This is a genomic window from Clostridioides sp. LIBA-7602, from assembly GCF_056688945.1.
Genome location: NZ_CP196991.1, coordinates 590,863 through 612,243, shown reverse-complemented (window position 1 = coordinate 612,243; position 21,381 = coordinate 590,863). Strand labels below are relative to the sequence as shown.

Here is a 21,381-nt window from a genome sequence, read left to right as displayed (position 1 = left end):
AGAGGTACATTATCATAAAAATATGATTAACTGTACCTCTAATTATACTTATCTTTTTATAAATTTAATTTATATCTATCAACATATCAATTAAATTTATCTTATTTATTAATATCTTAAATATTAGTTTTGAATAATACTTTCTCTTGATTCAATTTCTTTTGAAATACTAGCTATAAATTCATCTAATTTAATGCTACCTATTTCACCTTTATCTCTTGATCTAACAGAAACATTATTCTCCTCTACTTCTTTCTCACCTACTATTAACATGTATGGAACTTTTTCAAGTTGAGCTTCTCTTATCTTAAATCCGATTTTTTCAGCTCTATCATCTAATTCAACTCTTATACCCTTATCAAATAACTCTTTCTTAACTTCATTTGCATAATCCATAAATTTATCAGATATAGGAAGTATCTTAACTTGAGTTGGAGATAACCAAACTGGGAATTTACCAGCATAATGCTCTATCAATATACCTATAAATCTTTCTATGCTACCAAAAGCAACTCTATGAATCATAACTGGTCTATGTTTTTCACCATCTTGTCCAATATAAGTATTATCAAATTGTCTTGGAAGTTGCATATCTAATTGTATAGTACCACATTGCCAAGTTCTTCCTAAACAGTCTTTTAGATGGAAGTCTATCTTAGGACCATAGAATGCACCATCACCTTCATTTATAGTATATGGTAGACCTAATTCTTCTAAAGCTTCTCTTAATCCATTTTCTGCTGCTTCCCACTCTTCTTCGCTTCCCATAGAATCTTCTGGTCTTGTAGATAACTCTAAGTTATATTCAAATCCAAAAGTTTTGTAGATACCATCTATTAGGTTAGCTACTCCTTTTATCTCATCCTTTATTTGCTCTGGTAACATGAATATATGTGAATCGTCTTGAGTAAATGCTCTAACTCTCATTAATCCTTGTAATGCACCAGATAACTCATGTCTATGAACTCTACCAAGCTCTGCAACTCTCATTGGGAAATCTCTATATGAGTGTAATTGAGAATTATAGTAAATTAATCCTCCAGGACAGTTCATAGGTTTTATAGCATAATCTTCATCATCTATTTTAACTGTATACATATTTTCTTTGTAATGATACCAGTGACCTGAAGTCTCCCATAATTTTCTATTTAATATAATAGGAGATTCTATTTCAATATATCCAGCTTTTCTGTGTATTTCTCTCCAGAATTTTAATAATTCATTTTTAAGTTCCATACCTTTTGGTAAAAACATAGGGAATCCAGGACCTTCTTCAGGTATCATAAATAACCCTAATTCTTTACCTAATTTTCTATGGTCTCTCTTTTTAGCCTCTTCTAATAAATGTAAGTATTCTTCTAAGTCTTTGTTTTTCTCAAAAGAAGTTCCATAGATTCTTTGAAGCATCTTATTTTTTTCGTCGCCACGCCAGTATGCACCTGCAACACTTTGTAATTTAACAGCTTTAACTTTTTTAGTAGATGGTAAATGTGGTCCTCTACATAAATCAGTAAAATCACCTTGCTTGTAGAAAGATATTATTTCGCTTTCAGGTAAATCAGATATAAGTTCTACCTTATAGTCTTCCCTTTGTTTTTTCATAAGCTCTAAAGCTTCATTTCTAGGAAGTTCAAATCTTTCTATTTTTAAATCTTCTTTAGCTATTTTTTTCATTTCAGCTTCTATTTTTTCTAAATCTTCTGGAACTAATCTATGGTCTAAATCTATATCATAGTAGAATCCATTTTCTATACTTGGCCCTATAGCAAGTTTTGCTTCTGGGTAAAGTCTCTTTATAGCTTGAGCTAATATATGTGCTGATGTATGTCTAAAAACTTCCTTACCTTCTTTATCTTCAAACTTAAATAAATTTAAGTCACAATCAGTATCTATAATGTGGTCCATACCTACAACCTCTCCGTTCACAGATGCTGCTACCACATTTCTAGCTAATCCTTCGCTAATGGATTTTGCTACATCCATAACAGAAATAGCACTTTCAAATTCTTTTATTGAGCCATCTTTTAAAGCAACTTTAATCATTGTTTTTTCCTCCTTATTGAAATAATTTTTAGATTTTTTGTAATAAAAAATCGCCCCAAATATGTTTGGGACGATATTAATTCGCGGTTCCACCCAAGTTGGTGTATACAAGTATATACAACCCTCTTGATGACTATAAGGTCGTCACCCGAGCACTTTCACATATAGTATAAATACAAATACTGCTAATAAACTCAGCTCCAAGGTAGTTTTCAAATAGACCTATTACATGGGCTCTCAGCCATAGACCCAAATTCTCTGAGAATGGTTTCTAATCTACTCTTCCTCTTCAACGCTATAATTTTTAATATATTTTCATTATAACAGATACTTATACATCAATCAACATTAATGTAATATAATAATTACCCATTATTTTTCATCTTAATCAACTGTAAATCAATATTCTAATATTTTTATACTAATTTAATCTTTTGATTTATAGTTATATTATAATATTTTCACCAGTTTTAAATTTTTAAAATATATCTACATGCATGATAGATATGACTAGATAAATACTAAAATTAATTATTATTGAAGTTAATTTTTAGTTTTTGTATACTTAAATACAATAGCTAGTTATTGTATATTTAAATAAATATAGTAACCAATCCTTGAACTATACCTATTAAAAAACCTAAAACAAGACCTAAAAATTCTATATGCTTTAATTCTTTTTTAGCTATTCTTATTATTATCTCTTCTAATTCATATAAATCTAGTTCATTAATCTTATCTTCGACCATTTTTTGTATATCTATACGTTCATTTGCTTTATTTATTATATTTTTACTCAATTCATCTATACTTTGTTTAACTTCAGACTCAATTATCTCTCCTAGATAGTCTTGTATCATGTTTTTTATGCCACTCGGTATAAATGAGACTTTCTCATGTATTATAATTTTTACCCTTGCTTTTATGTATCTTACAACTTCTTCCTTATCTTCGTCAGTAATGATATTTGCAAGTATTTCGTCCATAGAAAGAAATTCTTCTTGAATTATTTCTCCTACATTTGCTGCTATTTCTGCTCTTCTCTTTGGTATAAGTCCTACTATTTCTATATTTAAAAGAGGTATTTTAATAGGCTCTATTGGTCTAAATATTAGTCTTATAGCAACTACATTTGTAACGTAACCTATAAATCCACCAATAACAGCTAATATCAGTATCCTAATTAAATTATCCATTATAAAATTTCTCCTTATCAATTGTATATTTGTCAGCTATATTACATTTAATCAGTCGATGTTTTTTATAGTTAATAGCTCTAGCTATATTATAGCTTTATATACAATTATAAGTCTTTTGTGTCGATTTAAAAAGAATTTTTTTAGTTTTATATCTTTAGCTCCTAATTCTCCATAATTATACTAACTTTATTTTCAAAAATTGCCTCTACAGTATCTATAATTTCTTTTGAACAATTATTATTTAATAAATCTAATATTTCTATTTTTTTAGGGCATAAGGTTAATAAGGTACTTATTAAAAAGTCCTCGTAGTTTAAATTCTCTCTTATTACCATATTTATGATTTCTTCATCATCTATACTGTCTATTTTGTTTCCATTTTTATCGTATAAAATAAATGTATTATCTTCCATTATATGAACTTTTAGCAAATCAATCTTTTCTTCTTGAGTATCTATAAAGTATTTTAAAACTCTTATAAACTCATCTTGGTCTTTCTTTATTAAATACTCCTCAACTGCAATATCACCTATAGCAGAAATATATTTCATAAATTCTCTCATTCTAAATCTAATAAAACCTTCTACATTTATAAAATCATTTTCCTCTATATAATTTCTCACCCTTGTAAATACTGTTTCTCTCATAAAAATCTCTTTTTTAGCAAATATGTTTAGTGAATATATGTATATATTATTTTTATCTTCAGGATATGTACGCCCATAGCATTTTAGAATGTATTCTTTTAAAAGTTTCTCTTTCATTATACTTATTATCATACTAGTTATTTCTGTTGATATCTCATCAATATTTAGAGCTCTTTGTTCATCTTTAGTACCATTAAGTATTCTTTTATTTAATACTTCTTGCTTTGCAGAATCTATTACTACTTCTACAATGTCATTCGTATATATTAATCTATCGTTTACATTATTATTCCTCAAAAATTTCATAGAAGAAATATTATCCTTCTCAACCAAAGTTATCGCTCCTTTCTTGTCATGAGAGGAACTATAGAACCTATATCTAGTAAATTTTCACAGCTAAGTGTAACTATCTCCTTGTTTTTGCTTTCTACAAAACTTTTTATACGTTCATAGTCAGGATGTTTTTTAACATCTCCACAAAAAGCTAGTTTATCCTTAGAAATTAACCCTGTACATCCACCTATAAATCCATAATTCATCTCAAATAAATTTATATGACCTTTTTCTATTAATAAACACTCTATTTCTGTATTCTTCATGCTTTTCCAAATACCTTTATCTGATGTTATTATAGATGTTCTATCTACTATACAGATTGAGCATTTAGAATAGCCCTGCTCTATATTTATCTTTTTAAGTTTATTATTTTCAATATAATCTAATATTACTCTGTCAGTGTACTTAAAGTTGTGTATAGCATAGTCACCAACTATAGCAATATTGTAAGGTATATCATAAGGGTATCTATTTAATAAATTAGCTTCTCCCTTAATTATATTAAATTTATATCTACTTAATAACTCTTTGTATTGATTATATACATTCGGCGCAACAATTATATCTCCTTTTCCTAAATTACAAATACATATATCTGGGTGATATTTTATGCTTTCATATAATTCTTTACATTCTATTGTTTTTATTATCTCTATATTTCTTAATTTTAATTCATTTTCCATTAGATAACTAATTCTTTTGTCCACCAAAGCTAGACACAAATCGTCATCTAGTATAAATGGCTCTCTTGTAAATTCCATTTTTTACTCCTTTTTCTTTTTTTTGATAAATTTTTTATTTGAAATAAATAAAGTGTGTAGCAGAATTTTTCTGCTAACACACCTATTATTAGACTCTTCTATAATTAACTTACACCTAAAAAGTGCATTTTTATAAACTTTTAAAATAATAATTAATATGTATCTTTCACTTTGTTATACTCTTTTTTTATGTACTCTAAAACATCTGGTGGTATATTTCTACTACTATTTGGAGTCAATCCTATCTCTCCATCTTTTATTTTAAACTCCATTACTTTACTTCCATGAAAACCATCTTTTACAACATTCTTTATTAATTCATAGACTGGTTGTTCCACATCTTTTACTATTGAACTTATTACATTGTTTGGTGCCATATCATATTGGTCTTTGTTAATAGCTATAACTTTACCACCATTTTCTCTTGCTACTTGAATAGCTCTTTTACTATCATCTTCTGTAGCTGAGAATACAACATCTCTATCAGAATCTCTCATTTCTTTTGCAGTAGTTCTAGCTGATTCAGGATTTTCAAATACATTTGAATATTTAACTAATAACTCAGCATTTTTATTTGAAGTTTTTAGACCTTTTCTAAATCCAGATTCATACTTATCTCTACTAGAACCCTCAATACCTCCTATAAAACCTACTTTACCAGTATCAGTCATTTTACCTGCAATAAGACCTGCTAAATATCCAGTAGCATTATCTTGAAATGATACTGAAATTACATTAGATGGTTGAACTTTATAAGTATAGTCAACTATTGCAAATTGTTGTTTTGGATATTTAGTAGCCTCTTCTTTTATTACCTCTGCAAATCTAGCTCCAACTGCTATTATCAAATCTGGCTCAGATTTATGTAGTTTTTCTATACTTTCTTTAAAATTCTTAGAAGTCTTTGGTTTCTCAAGTTTTATTCTAATATCAAAATCTTCATCAGCTCTTTTTAGAGCTGATAGTACATTGTTATTATATGATTCGTTATTTAAATTTTCAGTGTCTAATAATACTCCAACAGTTTTTCTCACATAAGAATCATCATCTTTTATTTCATCTTCCTCATTATTACTTTTGTTATTTGATTTATCTTTATTTACTTTATCTTTATTTGATGAGGTTGATACACTTTTAGACTCACTCTGTTTGGATTTAGCACTATTTATATTAGAATTAGCTTTATTTACTTTATTAAGCCCAAAGTCAAAATTGCATATAGCTAATATAAAAATTGTAAACACCACAACAAAGCAGAGCATCAATATCCTTTTTATTTTCACAAAATTCACTCCCTGATATAGAACCTGAAGTCTCTATAATTATTTATTGTTCTTATTAACATATTCTAACACATCTGGAGGAATATTTTGAGAGCTATTTGGCGCAAGTCCAGTACTTCCAGACTTAACTGTATTTTCTATAACTTTTCCACCTTTATAATTTTCCTTTACAAAACTTTGTATCAAATTATAAGTTGGATTTTCAAAATCTTTTACAATAGAACTTATAACATTTTCTGGAGCCAAATCATGTTGGTCTTTATTAGTAGCTATAACTTTTTTATTTTTCGCTCTAACTGCATTTATTACAGTTTTTGAGTCATCTTCTGTAGTAGAGAAAATAACATCTACTCCATTATCCATCATTTTTTTAGCTATGGATTCAGCTGATTTACTATCCTTAAAAACATCCACATACTCAACTGAAACATCCTTTATACTGCTGTTAGAAAATTTAATACCTTCTTTAAAACCTGCTTCAAATTTATCTCTACTAGAACCCTTTTCTCCTCCTATGAAACCAACTTTATCACTTTCAGTCATCTTTCCAGCAATCAGTCCTGCTAGATATCCAGATTTATTGTCTTCATAAGAAATTGAAGTTATATTAGAAGGTTGCTTGTCATACTCATAGTCTACAATTGCAAATTGTTGCTTTGGATATTTTTTAGCTATTTTCTCCAATGGTTTTGCAAATCTAGCTCCTACAGCTATAATTAAATCTTGGTTGTCATTACATAAAATGTCTATGCTATTAGAAAAAGACGACGAATCATCTGATTCCACTTTATTTGTATCTATATTAAGTTTCTTTTGAGCATTGTTTAATGCCAATAAAGCAGCATTATTCATAACTTCATTGTTTGTTCCTTCAATGTCTAGTATCATAGATATAGATTTTTTTGAATTATTTTTGTCAGTTATATTACTTTTATTATCTTTGTTAGAATTAGAATTGTTATCAGGATTATTGCTACACCCAACCAACATTCCAGTTGTCATTGCTACGGTTAATATCAATATCAACACTCTTTTTAAACTCATCAAATTTCACTCCTTACACCTTCATGACATTTTTATATTCTATTTACAAATCTTTTATATACAATTTACAATCATGTTTTGAGATTTTTCCAATAAATCTTACTATAAAAAAGTGTGCAATAGATTCTTATCTATTTACACACTTCCCTAAAAACTAAATCCAATATATCAATACTTAATTTTATCTAAAATAAATCCAATTTAGCATATCAATATTTAATATTTTATCTTAATCTAATAAAAAACAAATAATCATTTAAAAAATATTATTTATTTTCTTAAACATATGATACCAGTGACACCAGGACCAGCATGTGCACCTATACACACGCCAATTTGGAAAAATCTAATTTCTTTAGGTCTTAATTCATCTTCCATAACCTTAGATAATTGTTCTTTTTCCTTAAAATCATCACTATATCCTATATACACAATTTGGTCTGATAAATCATCCCCACAATTTGATTTTATCAAGTCCATCATTTTAGAAATTACATTCTTCTTTCCTCTTACTTGAGATATTTGCGAAACTAGTCCACCTTTTATCTCTAAGATAGGTTTTATATTTAATATGCTTCCTATTGCTGCTTTAGTAGATGATATTCTTCCTCCCTTTTGTAAATATTCTAGTGTATCCACTGAAAATATAACAAAAGCTTTCTCTTTTAATTCATCCAAAACAGTCAATATTTCATCAATAGATTTCCCTTCACTTGCAAGTTCTCCTGCTTTTATTACAAGTAAACCAGTTCCCATACAAAGCAAGTTAGAATCGTATGTATATATTTTACCTTCTACATCATTCTTTGCCATTACAGCACTTTGATACGTCCCTGTGGCTGTGGCAGAACCTGCTATATAAAGTATCTCTCTACCTTCACTAGTATACTTCTCAAATATTTCTTTAAATTGGGCATAAGTAGCTTGAGAAGTTTTTGGATATACATTTTCTTCTCTAAGCCTTTTATAAAATTCATCTCCAGATATATCGATTCTATCCTTGTATTCTTTTTCCTCTAATATAACTGTTAACGAGACAATATCTATATCATATTTATCTAACAAATCTTTTGGCACGTCCGATAAACTGTCACAGATTATCTTTAGATTTTTCATCAAGTATGCTCCTTTCTCATTTAGGCTTGCTAAATTACCTCATATTAGGATATCCTATTTGTCTTAAAGCTTCGTACACTACTATAGCAACTGAATTTGATAAATTTAGTGACCTAGCTTTTTCAACATCCAACATAGGTACTCTAATACAAGTATCCATATTTGCTTTCAACAAAGGTTCTGGTAATCCCTTTGTTTCTTTGCCAAATACTATAAAACAATTTTCTTCATATTTCACATCTGAATGTGACTGATTAGCCTTTGTTGTAGAAAAAAAGTATTTGCTGTTTGGATACTTTTCTTGTAATTCTTCAAAGCTATCGTAATATTGTATATCAGCTATATCCCAATAGTCAAGCCCACATCTTTTTAGGTGTTTATCATCTAATGAAAAACCTAATGGCTTTACCAAATGTAAAGTTGAACCTGTTGCTGCACAAGTTCTTATTATATTTCCTGTATTTTGAGGTATTTCTGGTTCTACTAATACTATATTTAATGACATTTTTATCCTCCCTAAGTATTGCTCTTAATTTATTAAACTTTATTTTATAAACAGAATAACAATAATATTATACTATTATATATAATAATGTTAATAACAATTTTTACTTAGCTATATATAATAGTTTTCTATCTAACATTTTCATAAGTATTATTATATCAGAAAATCCCTCTTGTACAACTTACTTTGATAAAAGTTATTTCATTTCATTAATTTCTTTATAATAATTACAATCTTCTTTTATTGGGCAATCTCCACATTCTGGATTTCTAGCTTTACACATTCTTCTTCCATGAAAAATTAATACATGGTGTGAGTGTGACCATCTTTCTTTTGGTATGGCTTCCATAAGTGCAAATTCTGTTTTTTGAGGATTTGGCTCATCCACTATTCCAATTCTATTGGTAACTCTAAATACATGAGTATCTACTGCTATTGCTGGTTGATTAAAGGCGTTACTAAGTACAACTCCTGCTGTTTTTCTTCCAACACCAGGTAATTTTACAAGTTCTTCTAAACTATCTGGTACTTCACCATCATATAATTCACATAGTTGTTCAGATGTATCTTTTATTTTTTGAGATTTACTTTTGTAAAGACCACAGCTTTTTATCTCCTTACTAATTTCTTCAATACTCAAATCAGCAAAGTCTCTTGCTGTGTTGTACTTTTTAAACAACTCTGATGTAACTTTGTTTACCCTTACGTCAGTACACTGAGCTGATAGAATAGTAGCTATTAAAAGTTCAAAGGCTGTCCCATAATTTAACTCACATGTAGCATCTGGGTACAGTTTTTCTAATTCATCTAAAATCTTATTTACATCTTTTTCATTTACTGACTTATTCTTATTTTTAGATTTACTTTTAGCTTCTTTACTTGGTTTTTGTGTTTTCTTACTAGAATTAATACTCTTTGTTTTTTCGTCTGTTTCGGTTTTTTTGTTAGTTTTTTTGATACTTTCTTTAGTGCCTTCTTTAGTACTTTTTTTAGTGTTTTTTTTGACTGCTTTCACAGTTTTTTTATCTTCTTCAATATCACTAAAATTTTCTATATCTTTCTCATCAATTATCTTATCTTTTTTATTAATTGTTTTATCCATTCCTTTTTTAGCTTCAACCGTATTTATGTCTTTTTTATCTATATCTTCTTTCTCTTTTAGATTCTTCCCATTTATATCTTTATTATCTTTTATCTCTTTGTTAGTTTTTATCTCTTCATTCTCTTTTAGATTTACATTTTTCATAATTATCCCCCTTTAAAATACTAATTTATAAGACGCTATTTATACATAGTTTAATCATATCAACAAAAAATAAACATCAATATATAAAACATACAAAATAAAAATTTAAATTCCAGATATTTCACAAAAAAAGCAAAAACCTATTAAAGTTCTTGCTTTTTATTATACATAAATACCCATTAAATTCTACAATAAACTTATTCTTTTGACACAGTTTGTATCTTACTGAAAGATATTAATTTTTCTTTTACTAATTTCTTTATTTCTTCAAATTTAACATCCGTCAATATCTCTATAGCCTCTTCTACTCTTTCAACTGTATATATCTTAAATTTTCCATCTTGTATTGCATCATTAACCTCATCTGATAAAACGAGATTTCTCTGATTCTTCTTAGGAATTATGACACCTTGCTCACCATTTAATCCTTTAGTTTTACATATAGAATAAAATCCCTCTATTTTTTCACTTATTCCACCAACTACTTGTATATCTCCCTTTTGATTTATAGAACCTGTAACAGCAATATTCTGCTTAATTGATACTCCACTAAGAGATGATAATAGTACATATAATTCTGCTGAAGATGCACTATCTCCATCTATCCCACCATAATTTTGTTCAAAACAAATATAAGCATTTAGTGACATTATTAAATCCTGTGCAAAGTTCTCAGAAAGGTATCCACCTAATATAAGCACTCCCTTGTTATGTATAGAGCCACTCATATTTACTTCTCTTTCTATATTTACTATGCCTTTACTTCCTGGGCTAGTGGTTGCTGTAATCCTTGAAGCTCTACCAAAAGAATATTCTCCTGTGCTTAAGACTGATAGACCATTTATTACTCCAACCTTTCTTCCCTCTGTCTCTATTAAAGTAAATCCATTTTCAATTGATTCATCCATATGTGTTTCCACTCTATTAATTCTTTTTTTCTTTTCACTTATTGCTTTCTTAACATCACACTGCTCTGTATATCTTGAATTTCTAAATTCTGCATATGCACTTCCTTCTATTACAACTTCCATTATTTTATTAAACTTAGTTGATAATTTTCCTAAATCACCAGACAATCTAGTGCTAAATTTGACAACTTCATCAACTGCTTCCTTAGTAAAATGTCTTAAATTATTCTTATCACACTGAGATGCTATAAATCTAGCAATGCCTTCTTCATTGTCTTCGTTCTTATCCATTTCGCTATCAAAATCTACGAATACTTTAAAATATTTTTCAAAATCTTCATCGTATCTATATAAAATATCATATATATAGTGACTTCCAATCAATATTAACTTTACATTTAGTGGCATATTTTCTGGCTTAATTGCTGTCTGTGTTTCCAGTATTACTTTTTTTGTCTGCAAAGTCTTTTTAAGAATTTCCCAAGACATCGTATATTTTAACAATTGGTCTGCATAAATCACTAAATAACCACCATTAGCCCTATGAAATGCTCCTGATAATAGTTTTGTAAAATCAGTCTTTATATTGCCATTTGCATAATCGTATTCTGCCTTTCCAAATAGATTTGTAGGACTTGGATTTATCTCTACTATGACAGGTGCTGATTCTTTATTCTTTGCACCTCCGTTGTCTACAAATAGATTAATTTTATATTTAATAAAATGCTCTTTATCATACTTATCTTTTAATTCATCTTCATCTAAATAGAATAAGTACATATATTCTATTATATCTTTCTTTATATTTTCCAAATAAACTTGAATTTTATCATAATTTTCATATTTTTCACACAATCTTTTAATGTGAGGTTCTACTACAAGTTTAGCTATCTCTTCTTCAAGCTCTAAGACAGCTTTTTCAGCTATTTCTTCCAAATTTCTAATTTTATATACGACTTGTATAGCCATATTTTCTAGTTCTCTTTTTGCCTTATAAAACTCTTCATCAGATATGTCACTTTCATCTTCCTCTTCTTTCAAAGGTATAAAGACTATTCCCATTTTACTCTGTTTTAATTTAAACCCTTTTTCTTCTCCATATTTCTTAATTTGTTTTAGCAACATATCTTTTTCTATTTCATATTCATCCAAAAGTTTATTTTTTTCTATTTCAAAACTTTCACTTTCAAATGCATTTTTAAAATCCTCTAAAAGACTTTCAATTAACTTCTCCATGTCTTTCTTAAGTTCTCTTCCAAACCCTTTTTCTAACTCAACTATAATAGGCTCTCTAGGGTTTTCAAAATTATATATATAGCACCAATCTTTATGTGTATTTTTTTTGGATGCATATTCATTCAAAACCTTTAAGGCATAAGTACTTTTTCCTGTTCCAGATTCACCAGCTAGGTATATGTTGTAGGCTGGATTATTTATTCTTAAACCTAATTCCATAGCTTCTACGGCTCTTTCTTGACCCAATATACAATCTAGTGGATTTATTTCAGATGTATTGTTATATTTCAATATTCCCCCACCTCCTCATATTTAACGTTAATGATATAATATGACTTTGACACAATAAGTGTTAAAGTAAATTCACATTAAAGTATATGAAATAGACTCTTATTATTAGTCATTATACTTATCTAAAATTATTTCCATATTTCTCTTTATTATATTTCTGCCTCTCCAACTAAATGCTCTATCCCCATATCTCCTTTTGAATTCTTTGTTTGAAATATTTTGTACCTCATCATAATCCAAATAATCTATTATATTTTCTTTAAACTCCAAAATATGAGTTGTTGGTATTCCAACATTATGTGGACATACTTCTTGACAAATATCGCACCCAAATACTTTTTTATTACTCTTTAACACAGCCTTTTCTTCCTCTGACAAATCTCCTTTTTTTTGAGTTATATATGATAAACATTTCTTGGGATTCATATCATAATTTCCTAATATAGCATTTCCCGGACAATATTTTACACACTTACCACATTTAAAACAACTTTTTTCTAGTGGTTTATCTTCTTCAAATTTATAATTATTTACTATATATCCTATAAATATATAAGAACCATATTCATCAGTTATGATATTATTGTTTATTCCAAAATATCCTATTCCTGATAAATAAGCTAAATATCTGTCAACTAGTGGCCCATTATCAGCAAATATCTTGTATTTAAAATCTTTTATCGTTTCAGATATATAATCACAAATTTGTTGCAAAAAGTCTTTTACTACAATATGATAGTCCTTACCATGACAATATTTTGATAAATTTGAATTTTCATTCTTTTCTTGTCTATTTATATGATATGGAAATGCACATACTATTATAGAATTAGCATCTTCCATTATATTTCTTGGGTTAATTCTGTTCTCAATTATTGGCTCTTCCATACCAGTCAAATAATCTTTTTCCTGTCTATCTTCAAGTATCTTTTTTAGATTATCATACTTGTCTATACCAGCTATTCCTACACACTTTAATCCTATAAGATTACAAAATTCTTTTAATTCCTTATTATTCATAAAATTATTCCTTTTTAATCTATTTAATACTACTTAATCTATTTATTCCTGCTTAATCTATTTAATACTACTTAATCTGTTTATTCCTACTTAATCTGTTTATTCCTACTTAATTTATTTAACCTACTTAACCTATTTATTCCTACTTAATCTATTTATTCCTACTTAATCTATTTAACCTATTTAATTTAAGTTATAAAACTACAATTATTATTACTATATTATAAAATGAACTAAATTATAATATAAGTCTCATCTCTCTATAATAATATCCATTTGTTCTTTAATATAACTATTTTATACGCTCTAACTCTTATTATTTTACAATATCAACACATTTCAAACTTTTTTCTTACTATTTTTTTAGTAATTGTCTTACTGATATGATTTAGCTATTTTACTTCAATACTTACATAACTCAGATTCCACCATATAATTAAATTGTCATCTATTCTCCATTTTAATATAATATGATTTATCTACTTTCAACAATGTAATACACCTTATACTCATAATTTACAACTACAAGATTAAATATAACTTTGATTTACAATAATACACCCTATATCTTTAAAATTAGTACTCATAATAGACAGATAAATTTTATCCTCTATAAATTTATCACTTATAAAAACATCACAAATAAGAATTTGCTTTTAAAGCATCCACAGATTATAATAAATACTGTATAAGGATGGTGAACAATTTGATTAAAATAACAATTCCAGGTAGACCCATTAGTAAATCTAATTTTAAACTTCATAATATAAATGGTCAAGCATGGATGCCTTCAAAGGGAAAGTATTCTAAGTATCTTGCATACGAAAACATGATTGCAGGTTTTATAAACCAACAGTATCAAGGAGAAACTGTTGAAGAAAATCTAATAACTGTTTTAAAATTATACTTCCCAAACAAGAGAATGGGGGACTTACATAATTATCCAAAGAGTATTTGTGATGGTATTGAAAAAAGTGGAATAATAAAAAATGATAAACAACTTAAACCAGTACTTTTATTCGACTTTATAGATAAAGATAACCCTAGGGTTGAAATTGAGCTTTATCCAGTATCTAAATACGATATATCCTATAATATTTTTGAGAAATAAATATTTTATATACTACTTGATACTATAGTAATGCTATATCATTTGAAACTATAATAATATTTGCGCTATAGCTATACTTACACAAATTTTAAATTTATATGATACTTGTAGCTATGTAAATTTAATACTTATAAAATTACTGCACTCATATAAATTTAATATTTGTATACAAAGCCATATTCACATAAATAAAGCATATCCATATAAAAAGAAATCGGAGTAAACTTACTACACCGATTTCAATAAATAAAATCTATCCTAATTTTTCGACAACAGTCTTCAACATTTCTCTTATAGGAAGTTCATATGGACATCGGCTCTCACAAAGACCACAGTCAATACACTCAGTAGGTTTAACATCCATAACCTCATATTTTTCTTTAGCCCACTCTTTTAATCCATATCGAGTGTAATATCCTTCACATAAAAAGCTCAATGGTATATTTATTCCAACAGCACAAGGCATGCAGTATTCACATCTTCTACAGAATTTTTTGCCTAAAGAATTTCTTATTTCCTCAATTTCTTTATTATCTTTTTCATCTAGTACAAGATTTTCAAGTACAGCAACATTCTGTCTAACCTGTTCAACACTCTCCATACCTGGTATAACTACATCTATATAGTCTTTAGACAATATGTACTTAATAGCTAGTGTAGCATTATCTAAAGCTCCTCCAGCTAAAGGCTTCATTACTATTATACCAATTCCTTTTTCATGAGCTTTTTTAAATACTTCATCTGCTTGACCTTCAACTATATTGTAAGGAAATTGTATAGTATCAAATTTCCCATCTTCTATTGCCTTTTCTATAGTATTTAAATTATGGCTAGTTATACCAATGTGTTTTATCTTCCCTTGCTCTTTTGCCTCTAGAAGAGCATTATAAGCCATTTTATCTTTAAAAAGATTGTCATATTCCTCTTCTTTAACATTATGGAATTGATATAAATCTATAAAATCAGTTTTGAAATTATTTAAACTTATCTCAACATCTCTCTTCATTGAGTCATAATCTCTAGACATACTTTTAGTAGCTAAGAAAAATTTATCTCTTTTTCCTTCAATAGCAATTCCAATTGCTTCCTCACTTATTGTATACCCTCTTGCACTGTCAATAAAGTTTATCCCTTGCTTTTCTAACTCATTTATAACTAAGTTAGTATCTTCTTGAGTAATTCTTTGTATTGGAATTCCCCCAAAACCAACTCTCTTTATTTTCATATTGGTATTGCCCAAATTTCTCATATCTTTCCCCACCTAACTTTAATTAATTTTTATATAATATAAATGTATCATCTTTAATTATACAACAAATTATGAGAATCTTTGCAATATATTTATATTCTATTAGAATTGTATATCGTAAATGAAATTTTATTTACTAGATAATATCTCTTTTATCATCTTAAGTTCTCTCTTATGACCTTCATCATCAAAAGGAGTTTCTAAGAAAAATGGTAGGTGTTTCAGACTAGGATGCTCCATAAAATCAATTAATGCTTTTAATCCTATCTTTCCTTCCCCTATAGGAGCATGTCTGTCTTTTTTATCTCCAAATGGCATCATGCTATCATTTAGGTGAACAGTTTTTAACTTATCTATACCTATAATCTTGTCAAATTCTTCTAAGACTCCATCTAAATCATTCACTATATCATAACCAGCTGAAAAAATATGACATGTATCAAGACACACACCTATTTTTTCTTTGTGTTCAATTTCGTCTATTATACTTTTTAATTGCTCAAACTTAAATCCTATTTCAGTTCCTTTTCCTGACATAGTTTCAAGAAGTATAGTTATATTTTCATCACCCTTAATAGCATTATTCAATCCTTTTACTATTCTGTCTATACCAAAATCTATTCCACCACCTACATGACTACCTGGGTGAAAACACATGTATTCAATTCCTAACGAGTCCATCCTTCTTATATCCTCATCTATAACTCTTGTCGCAAATTCGTATACATCTTCCTTTATTCCACCTAAGTTCATAGTATATGGAGCATGTGCAAGTAGTGGTGCAAAATTATTTGCCTTTCTAATCTCCTGAAATTTAGCTATATCTTTTTCATCAAATTCTTTAGCATTTCCTCCTCTTGGATTTCTACTAAAAAATTGAAATGTATTTGCATCAATGTATACAGCTGTCTCAGCTGCCTTAGCAAATCCTTTTGCTATTGAAAGATGTGTTCCTAATTTAATCATATTAATCTCCTTTTGTTTGTACTTAAACTCGTACTAAATTTTAATTATAAGTTTCTAACAAATAAGTTTTTATTTTAATGCAACTGTAATTTAATGTAACTACAATTAATTTCATGTATATTAATTTTAAATTTTAATATTTACAATTTAATTATACCCATTTTAAGAAATTTCAAATATTATAATCTTACATACTCTTTATAAATTATTTAGTCACTTCTTACATATTATAATCTATATACCTTACAATCCAGTTATATTTCTTTTGCAATCTAATTATATTTTTCTTACAATTCAATTATATATCTCCTACAATCTGATTGTATTTCTTTTACAATTCAATTATATATCTCCTACAATCTAATTGTATTTCTTTTGCAATTCAATTATATATCTCCTACAGTCTAATTGTATTTCTTTTGCAATCCAATTATATATCTCCTACAACTTAATTATATACACTTTACAAGTCAATTATATTTCTTTTACTATCCAATTATATAATCAAACAAAAAAATAGAGACTAAAAATCATTGTTTTACTCATACCAAAAAATATTTTTTGATTATTAAGTAAATTCTGATGTTCAATCTCTAACCTTATGTTTTTAATTAATCCATAATTAATGGTTCTAACTAGGACATTCTTCCTCAAGTGTAGGAATTACAACCATAGCTATATCATACTTAGAACCTTCAACGTTGTGTTGTCTTTTATTTAAAATTTCATCTATCTTTGACTTCATAGCATCATTAAGTTCAACTAATTCATCGTGAGTAAGAGAAATATCATGATAATCAACTATATTTTCATTTTCTAAAACATCTTCTTCTGCTGCCTTATAAAAAACTTCACTCATGTTTTCAAATTTTGATATGTACAATTCTTCTTTTTCTTCCCCATTGTCTAAAGAAAAATTAAGTATCCTATTCCCTATAACCACATTTTTTGCGCTTGGATAATAGTATTTTTCCACAATCCCCGACTTTATTTTTTCCTCAACTAATTCTAAAATACCAACTTTGTATAACATTTTTATATGGTAGTTTATTTTTGCATGAGGTTCTTCCAATAATTGAGATAATTGTTTTGCTGACAATGGCGATTTGTCAAACGCTTTTAGAATATCTATTCTACGTGGATGCGCAATAGCCTTTATGCACTCCAAATCTCGTAATACCAATACCTCTTTCATTGACCCCTCCTAAAAAATTTATTTAATTCATATTTCTTTACAATTTAATTATATATTAAATTATATGTTGTTGTCAAAAAAATCCTTTCTTAAAATTTTAAAAAATATTTAATTTTAATTTATTTGACAACTCCTCTAAAACTTTAACTCCTGCGACGCTGTTACCTTTTTTGTCAAGTGCAGGTCCATAAACACCAATACCCATACGCCCTGGCACAGAAGCCATTATACCACCCCCAACTCCAGATTTTGCAGGAATGCCAACTTTAATAGCAAATTCCCCAGAAGCATCATACATTCCACAAGTCATCATAAATGTTTTGACAATTCTAGAAACCATTTCACTCATCAAATGCTCACCATTTTCTATGTCTACTCCATAGTTAGCAAGATTTATGCCAATTCTCGCCAAATCTACAGAATCTATCTCAATTGAGCATTGTTTAAAATAAAGGTCTAAAACATCCTCTACATTACCTCTGATAAATCCATCACTTTTCAATAAGTAAGCCATTGCTCTGTTTCTATCTCCAGTCATTTTTTCAGACTTATAGACATCATAGTTTATTCCTATATTATCATTTTTTGCCAATCTCCTAAAAAAACTAAGCATTCTTTCTTCTTTTTCTTCCAAACAGCTCCCATTTATAAGAGAAGTGGTTACTATAGCTCCTGCATTTATCATTGGATTACAGGGTTTTTTTGTGTCATTAATTTCAAGTTTCATTATAGAATTAAATGGGTCTCCACTTGGCTCCATTCCAACGTTTGAAAAAACGTCTTCCCAGTCATTGTCCATAAGTGCCATAGCAAGCACAATTGGTTTTGAAATACTCTGTATAGTAAACTTTGTGCTACAATTTCCAGCACTGTAAAGATTATTTTCGCTATCTATTATACAAATTCCTAAATCATTTCTTCTAGCATTTTTTAATTCTGGTATGTAACTAGCGACTTGTCCATAATTAGTATACTTCTTATTAGAACTTATAATTTCTTTTAATAATGTCTCATCTAACGTATTCATAGGCACCTCTTATATTATGTTATATATTCTATTTTAGCACAGATTTATACTATAATAAAACAGTGTTAAAAAAAATTATACTTTAAAACTATTTTTTACAAGAATTTATTCATTTTTCACTCAATTTAGATGTTTAAGTAGTTTAATAGTTCAACCTTTTAAACTCCAAATTTTTATGTTTTTATGTTTTTATGTCTTCATGTCTTCATGTCTTCATGTCTTCATGTCTTCATGTCTTCATGTCTTCATGTCTTCATGTCTTCATGTCTTCATGTCTTCATGTCTTCAAATAGATTCTAATATATATTTTAAAATTTGTAACTATTATAGCAAAATAAAAGGGGGTGTCTCAAAAGAATTATTTAGTTCATGAGGCACTCTTTTTTGTATGAAATCAAATATATTTTTATTATTTCAACAATGAAAAAGAGGCTTATCTCTATTTTGAGACAGCCTCTCTTATTTACTAACAAATCTAAAAACAAATACTATAGACCAAATTAATCCACTATTTTACTTCCTCCAATAAATTCCCTAAGAATTGAAGTTCCTGGTATATCAGAAGTATCGTCTAGCTCTACAAAATATTGTAAAAACTTTAGTAGTCTAGTTGCTTCAATGTGCGCAGGATTATCTTCTTTTATTTCCTCCAACAAAGGCTTAGCAAATCGCTTCAAAACTGCTAACTCATATACACAAGCAGAATTAAATATAGCATCTGCTTCATCTTGATATGGGAATATATTCTTCTTTTCTCCTCTTCTAACTGATGCCCATTGTAAAATAGTATTATCAGCACTATAACCTCTAAAATTATAATCTCTAACAATTCTTCTTATCATTCTCAAATCAGCAGTAGGAATTCTATTATGGTCATCCAAATTTATTTGAGTAAGGGCACTTATGTATATCTTAAATTTATCTTCTTCTGGTATAGATGATGTTAAAATAGGATTTAGCCCGTGTATACCTTCTAATATAATCGGTTGATTAGAGTCTATCTTTATTTTTTTACCAGTATATTCTCTCTTTCCTTCTTTGAAGTTGAATCTTATAGCATCAATTTCTTCACCTGCTAAAAGTCTCTTTAAGTCGAAGTTAAATTTCTCTAAATCTATAGCATAAATTGATTCAAAATCATAATTTCCATATTCGTCTAAAGGAGTATGTTTTCTGTCTATAAAATAGTCATCTAAAGAAATCGAAATAGGATTTAAATTATTCACTCTAAGGTGTATAGATAATCTATGAGCAAAACTTGTTTTTCCAGATGAAGATGGAGCTGCTATTAAGATTACTCTCTTATTATTATCTTTTATCATGTCTGCTATTTGAGATAATTTTTTTTCATGTAACGCTTCAAATGTTCTTATTATGTCTCCATATTCATTGTTTTCTATTATCTTATTAAGTGACACTACCTTGTCAATTCCCATAAGTCTCGACCATTCTTCTGCTTCATAATACACACTTGATAACTTGGGTTGAGGTATAAATTTCATAGGTTTAGTCTTATCTTCTTCACTAGGGCCTAGAATTATAACTCCACCATTGTAAAGTTTAATATCAAATGATTTTATATAACCAGTTGATGGTAGCATATACCCATAAAAATGGTCTATATAGTTTCTACACTTATATACTTTAGCACTGTCATACTCTTTATATTTTAAAAGCTCCGCTTTTTCATACATTTCATTGTTTTCAAAGATAGAAATAGCTTCATCTCTCGTAACTTCAATTTTTTCTATAATATAATCGTTGTTTACTATCTCTTCCATCTTGTTTTTTATATTTTCAACATCCACTTCTTTAAGTTTTCTCTCTATATGAACTTCACAATATAGCCCATCAGATAATGAATGTTCTATTGTAACTCTGCTATCCCAAAATATTTCTCTACAAGCCATTACAAATACAAATGACATGACTCTAAAGTAAACTCTTTCCCCATCTTCATTAGTAGTATCTAAAAAATTTATCTCACAATCATTCTTTACTCTGCAATTTAGCTCTTTTAATTTATTATCTACAACAGCAAGTGTTATATAACCCTTATGCTCATCACAAAATTCTTTTGCTATATCCCCTAGCCTAATTCCTAAAGAGTTTTCTTCTAATGAATATTCCTTGTCTTTTCCGTCTATTTTTAAGTTTATTTTTTTCACTTCAACATCTCCTTCCTTTTGATGAATACA

At 28.0% G+C, this 21,381-nt stretch carries 17 protein-coding genes and 1 other annotated feature; of the genes, 1 reads left to right on the top strand and 16 read right to left on the bottom strand.

What is annotated here, in order from left to right; all coding sequences use genetic code 11:
- Nucleotides 1-123 precede the first annotated feature (123 nt).
- From thrS to queG, 11 genes are all read right to left on the bottom strand, one after another.
- Nucleotides 124-2,043, bottom strand: coding sequence for a threonine--tRNA ligase (thrS, locus tag ACTG45_RS03160; protein ID WP_479919796.1), 1,920 nt, complete (start codon nucleotides 2,041-2,043; stop codon nucleotides 124-126).
- 63 nt (nucleotides 2,044-2,106) lie between these two features.
- Nucleotides 2,107-2,345 (bottom strand) — a binding site (T-box leader).
- Nucleotides 2,346-2,636: 291 nt separating this feature from the next.
- The gene (locus ACTG45_RS03155) at nucleotides 2,637-3,239 is read right to left on the bottom strand and encodes a DUF445 domain-containing protein (protein WP_021383203.1); all 603 of its coding nucleotides are present in this window, start codon (nucleotides 3,237-3,239) and stop codon (nucleotides 2,637-2,639) included.
- 164 nt (nucleotides 3,240-3,403) lie between these two features.
- Entirely contained in the window at nucleotides 3,404-4,222 is an 819-nt protein-coding gene (locus ACTG45_RS03150; protein WP_021383238.1) for a putative sporulation protein YtxC, read from the bottom strand.
- 2 nt (nucleotides 4,223-4,224) lie between these two features.
- Nucleotides 4,225-4,986, bottom strand: coding sequence for a DUF6873 family GME fold protein (locus tag ACTG45_RS03145; RefSeq protein WP_021383214.1), 762 nt, complete (start codon nucleotides 4,984-4,986; stop codon nucleotides 4,225-4,227).
- Nucleotides 4,987-5,138: 152 nt separating this feature from the next.
- Nucleotides 5,139-6,269, bottom strand: a complete 1,131-nt coding sequence (locus ACTG45_RS03140) for a BMP family ABC transporter substrate-binding protein (RefSeq protein WP_479919795.1) — start codon at nucleotides 6,267-6,269, stop codon at nucleotides 5,139-5,141.
- 39 nt (nucleotides 6,270-6,308) lie between these two features.
- The gene (locus tag ACTG45_RS03135) at nucleotides 6,309-7,313 is read right to left on the bottom strand and encodes a BMP family ABC transporter substrate-binding protein (RefSeq protein WP_021383228.1); all 1,005 of its coding nucleotides are present in this window, start codon (nucleotides 7,311-7,313) and stop codon (nucleotides 6,309-6,311) included.
- A 270-nt stretch (nucleotides 7,314-7,583) separates the two neighbouring features.
- The gene (locus ACTG45_RS03130) at nucleotides 7,584-8,429 is read right to left on the bottom strand and encodes a DegV family protein (RefSeq protein ID WP_021383226.1); all 846 of its coding nucleotides are present in this window, start codon (nucleotides 8,427-8,429) and stop codon (nucleotides 7,584-7,586) included.
- Nucleotides 8,430-8,463: 34 nt separating this feature from the next.
- Nucleotides 8,464-8,934 (bottom strand): tRNA (uridine(34)/cytosine(34)/5-carboxymethylaminomethyluridine(34)-2'-O)-methyltransferase TrmL, encoded by a 471-nt coding sequence (gene trmL / locus ACTG45_RS03125; RefSeq protein WP_021383223.1) that lies wholly within the window; start codon nucleotides 8,932-8,934, stop codon nucleotides 8,464-8,466.
- A 196-nt stretch (nucleotides 8,935-9,130) separates the two neighbouring features.
- The gene (gene nth, locus ACTG45_RS03120) at nucleotides 9,131-10,180 is read right to left on the bottom strand and encodes an endonuclease III (protein WP_021383235.1); all 1,050 of its coding nucleotides are present in this window, start codon (nucleotides 10,178-10,180) and stop codon (nucleotides 9,131-9,133) included.
- Between the two features lie 197 nt (nucleotides 10,181-10,377).
- Nucleotides 10,378-12,615 (bottom strand): Lon protease family protein, encoded by a 2,238-nt coding sequence (locus ACTG45_RS03115; protein ID WP_479918099.1) that lies wholly within the window; start codon nucleotides 12,613-12,615, stop codon nucleotides 10,378-10,380.
- A gap of 105 nt (nucleotides 12,616-12,720) precedes the next feature.
- Nucleotides 12,721-13,635 carry a tRNA epoxyqueuosine(34) reductase QueG gene (gene queG / locus ACTG45_RS03110; RefSeq protein WP_479919794.1) on the bottom strand — a complete coding sequence of 305 codons (915 nt, stop codon included), beginning with the start codon at nucleotides 13,633-13,635 and terminating at the stop codon, nucleotides 12,721-12,723.
- A gap of 706 nt (nucleotides 13,636-14,341) precedes the next feature.
- Between queG and ACTG45_RS03105 the strand changes: the two genes are divergently transcribed.
- Nucleotides 14,342-14,746, top strand: coding sequence for a RusA family crossover junction endodeoxyribonuclease (locus ACTG45_RS03105; protein WP_021383211.1), 405 nt, complete (start codon nucleotides 14,342-14,344; stop codon nucleotides 14,744-14,746).
- Nucleotides 14,747-14,999: 253 nt separating this feature from the next.
- Here ACTG45_RS03105 and ACTG45_RS03100 read toward each other — a convergent pair whose 3' ends face one another.
- From ACTG45_RS03100 to ACTG45_RS03080, 5 genes are all read right to left on the bottom strand, one after another.
- Nucleotides 15,000-15,995 carry an aldo/keto reductase gene (locus tag ACTG45_RS03100; protein WP_479918097.1) on the bottom strand — a complete coding sequence of 332 codons (996 nt, stop codon included), beginning with the start codon at nucleotides 15,993-15,995 and terminating at the stop codon, nucleotides 15,000-15,002.
- 129 nt (nucleotides 15,996-16,124) lie between these two features.
- The gene (locus ACTG45_RS03095) at nucleotides 16,125-16,961 is read right to left on the bottom strand and encodes a deoxyribonuclease IV (protein WP_479919793.1); all 837 of its coding nucleotides are present in this window, start codon (nucleotides 16,959-16,961) and stop codon (nucleotides 16,125-16,127) included.
- Between the two features lie 631 nt (nucleotides 16,962-17,592).
- Entirely contained in the window at nucleotides 17,593-18,156 is a 564-nt protein-coding gene (locus ACTG45_RS03090) for an ArsR/SmtB family transcription factor (RefSeq protein ID WP_021383224.1), read from the bottom strand.
- Nucleotides 18,157-18,253: 97 nt separating this feature from the next.
- Nucleotides 18,254-19,183, bottom strand: a complete 930-nt coding sequence (gene glsA, locus ACTG45_RS03085) for a glutaminase A (protein WP_021383210.1) — start codon at nucleotides 19,181-19,183, stop codon at nucleotides 18,254-18,256.
- Nucleotides 19,184-19,683: 500 nt separating this feature from the next.
- Nucleotides 19,684-21,351 (bottom strand): uridine kinase family protein, encoded by a 1,668-nt coding sequence (locus tag ACTG45_RS03080; protein WP_479919792.1) that lies wholly within the window; start codon nucleotides 21,349-21,351, stop codon nucleotides 19,684-19,686.
- Nucleotides 21,352-21,381 lie beyond the last annotated feature (30 nt).

Coding starts and splice junctions, on each gene's coding strand:
- queG (WP_479919794.1), bottom strand. CDS start 13,635: ATGAATAATAAGGAATTAAAAGAATTTTGTAATCTTATAGGATTAAAG.
- thrS (WP_479919796.1), bottom strand. CDS start 2,043: ATGATTAAAGTTGCTTTAAAAGATGGCTCAATAAAAGAATTTGAAAGT.
- glsA (WP_021383210.1), bottom strand. CDS start 19,183: ATGAATACGTTAGATGAGACATTATTAAAAGAAATTATAAGTTCTAAT.
- ACTG45_RS03100 (WP_479918097.1), bottom strand. CDS start 15,995: ATGAGAAATTTGGGCAATACCAATATGAAAATAAAGAGAGTTGGTTTT.
- ACTG45_RS03090 (WP_021383224.1), bottom strand. CDS start 18,156: ATGAAAGAGGTATTGGTATTACGAGATTTGGAGTGCATAAAGGCTATT.
- nth (WP_021383235.1), bottom strand. CDS start 10,180: ATGAAAAATGTAAATCTAAAAGAGAATGAAGAGATAAAAACTAACAAA.
- ACTG45_RS03155 (WP_021383203.1), bottom strand. CDS start 3,239: ATGGATAATTTAATTAGGATACTGATATTAGCTGTTATTGGTGGATTT.
- ACTG45_RS03145 (WP_021383214.1), bottom strand. CDS start 4,986: ATGGAATTTACAAGAGAGCCATTTATACTAGATGACGATTTGTGTCTA.
- ACTG45_RS03130 (WP_021383226.1), bottom strand. CDS start 8,429: ATGAAAAATCTAAAGATAATCTGTGACAGTTTATCGGACGTGCCAAAA.
- trmL (WP_021383223.1), bottom strand. CDS start 8,934: ATGTCATTAAATATAGTATTAGTAGAACCAGAAATACCTCAAAATACA.
- ACTG45_RS03135 (WP_021383228.1), bottom strand. CDS start 7,313: ATGAGTTTAAAAAGAGTGTTGATATTGATATTAACCGTAGCAATGACA.
- ACTG45_RS03095 (WP_479919793.1), bottom strand. CDS start 16,961: ATGATTAAATTAGGAACACATCTTTCAATAGCAAAAGGATTTGCTAAG.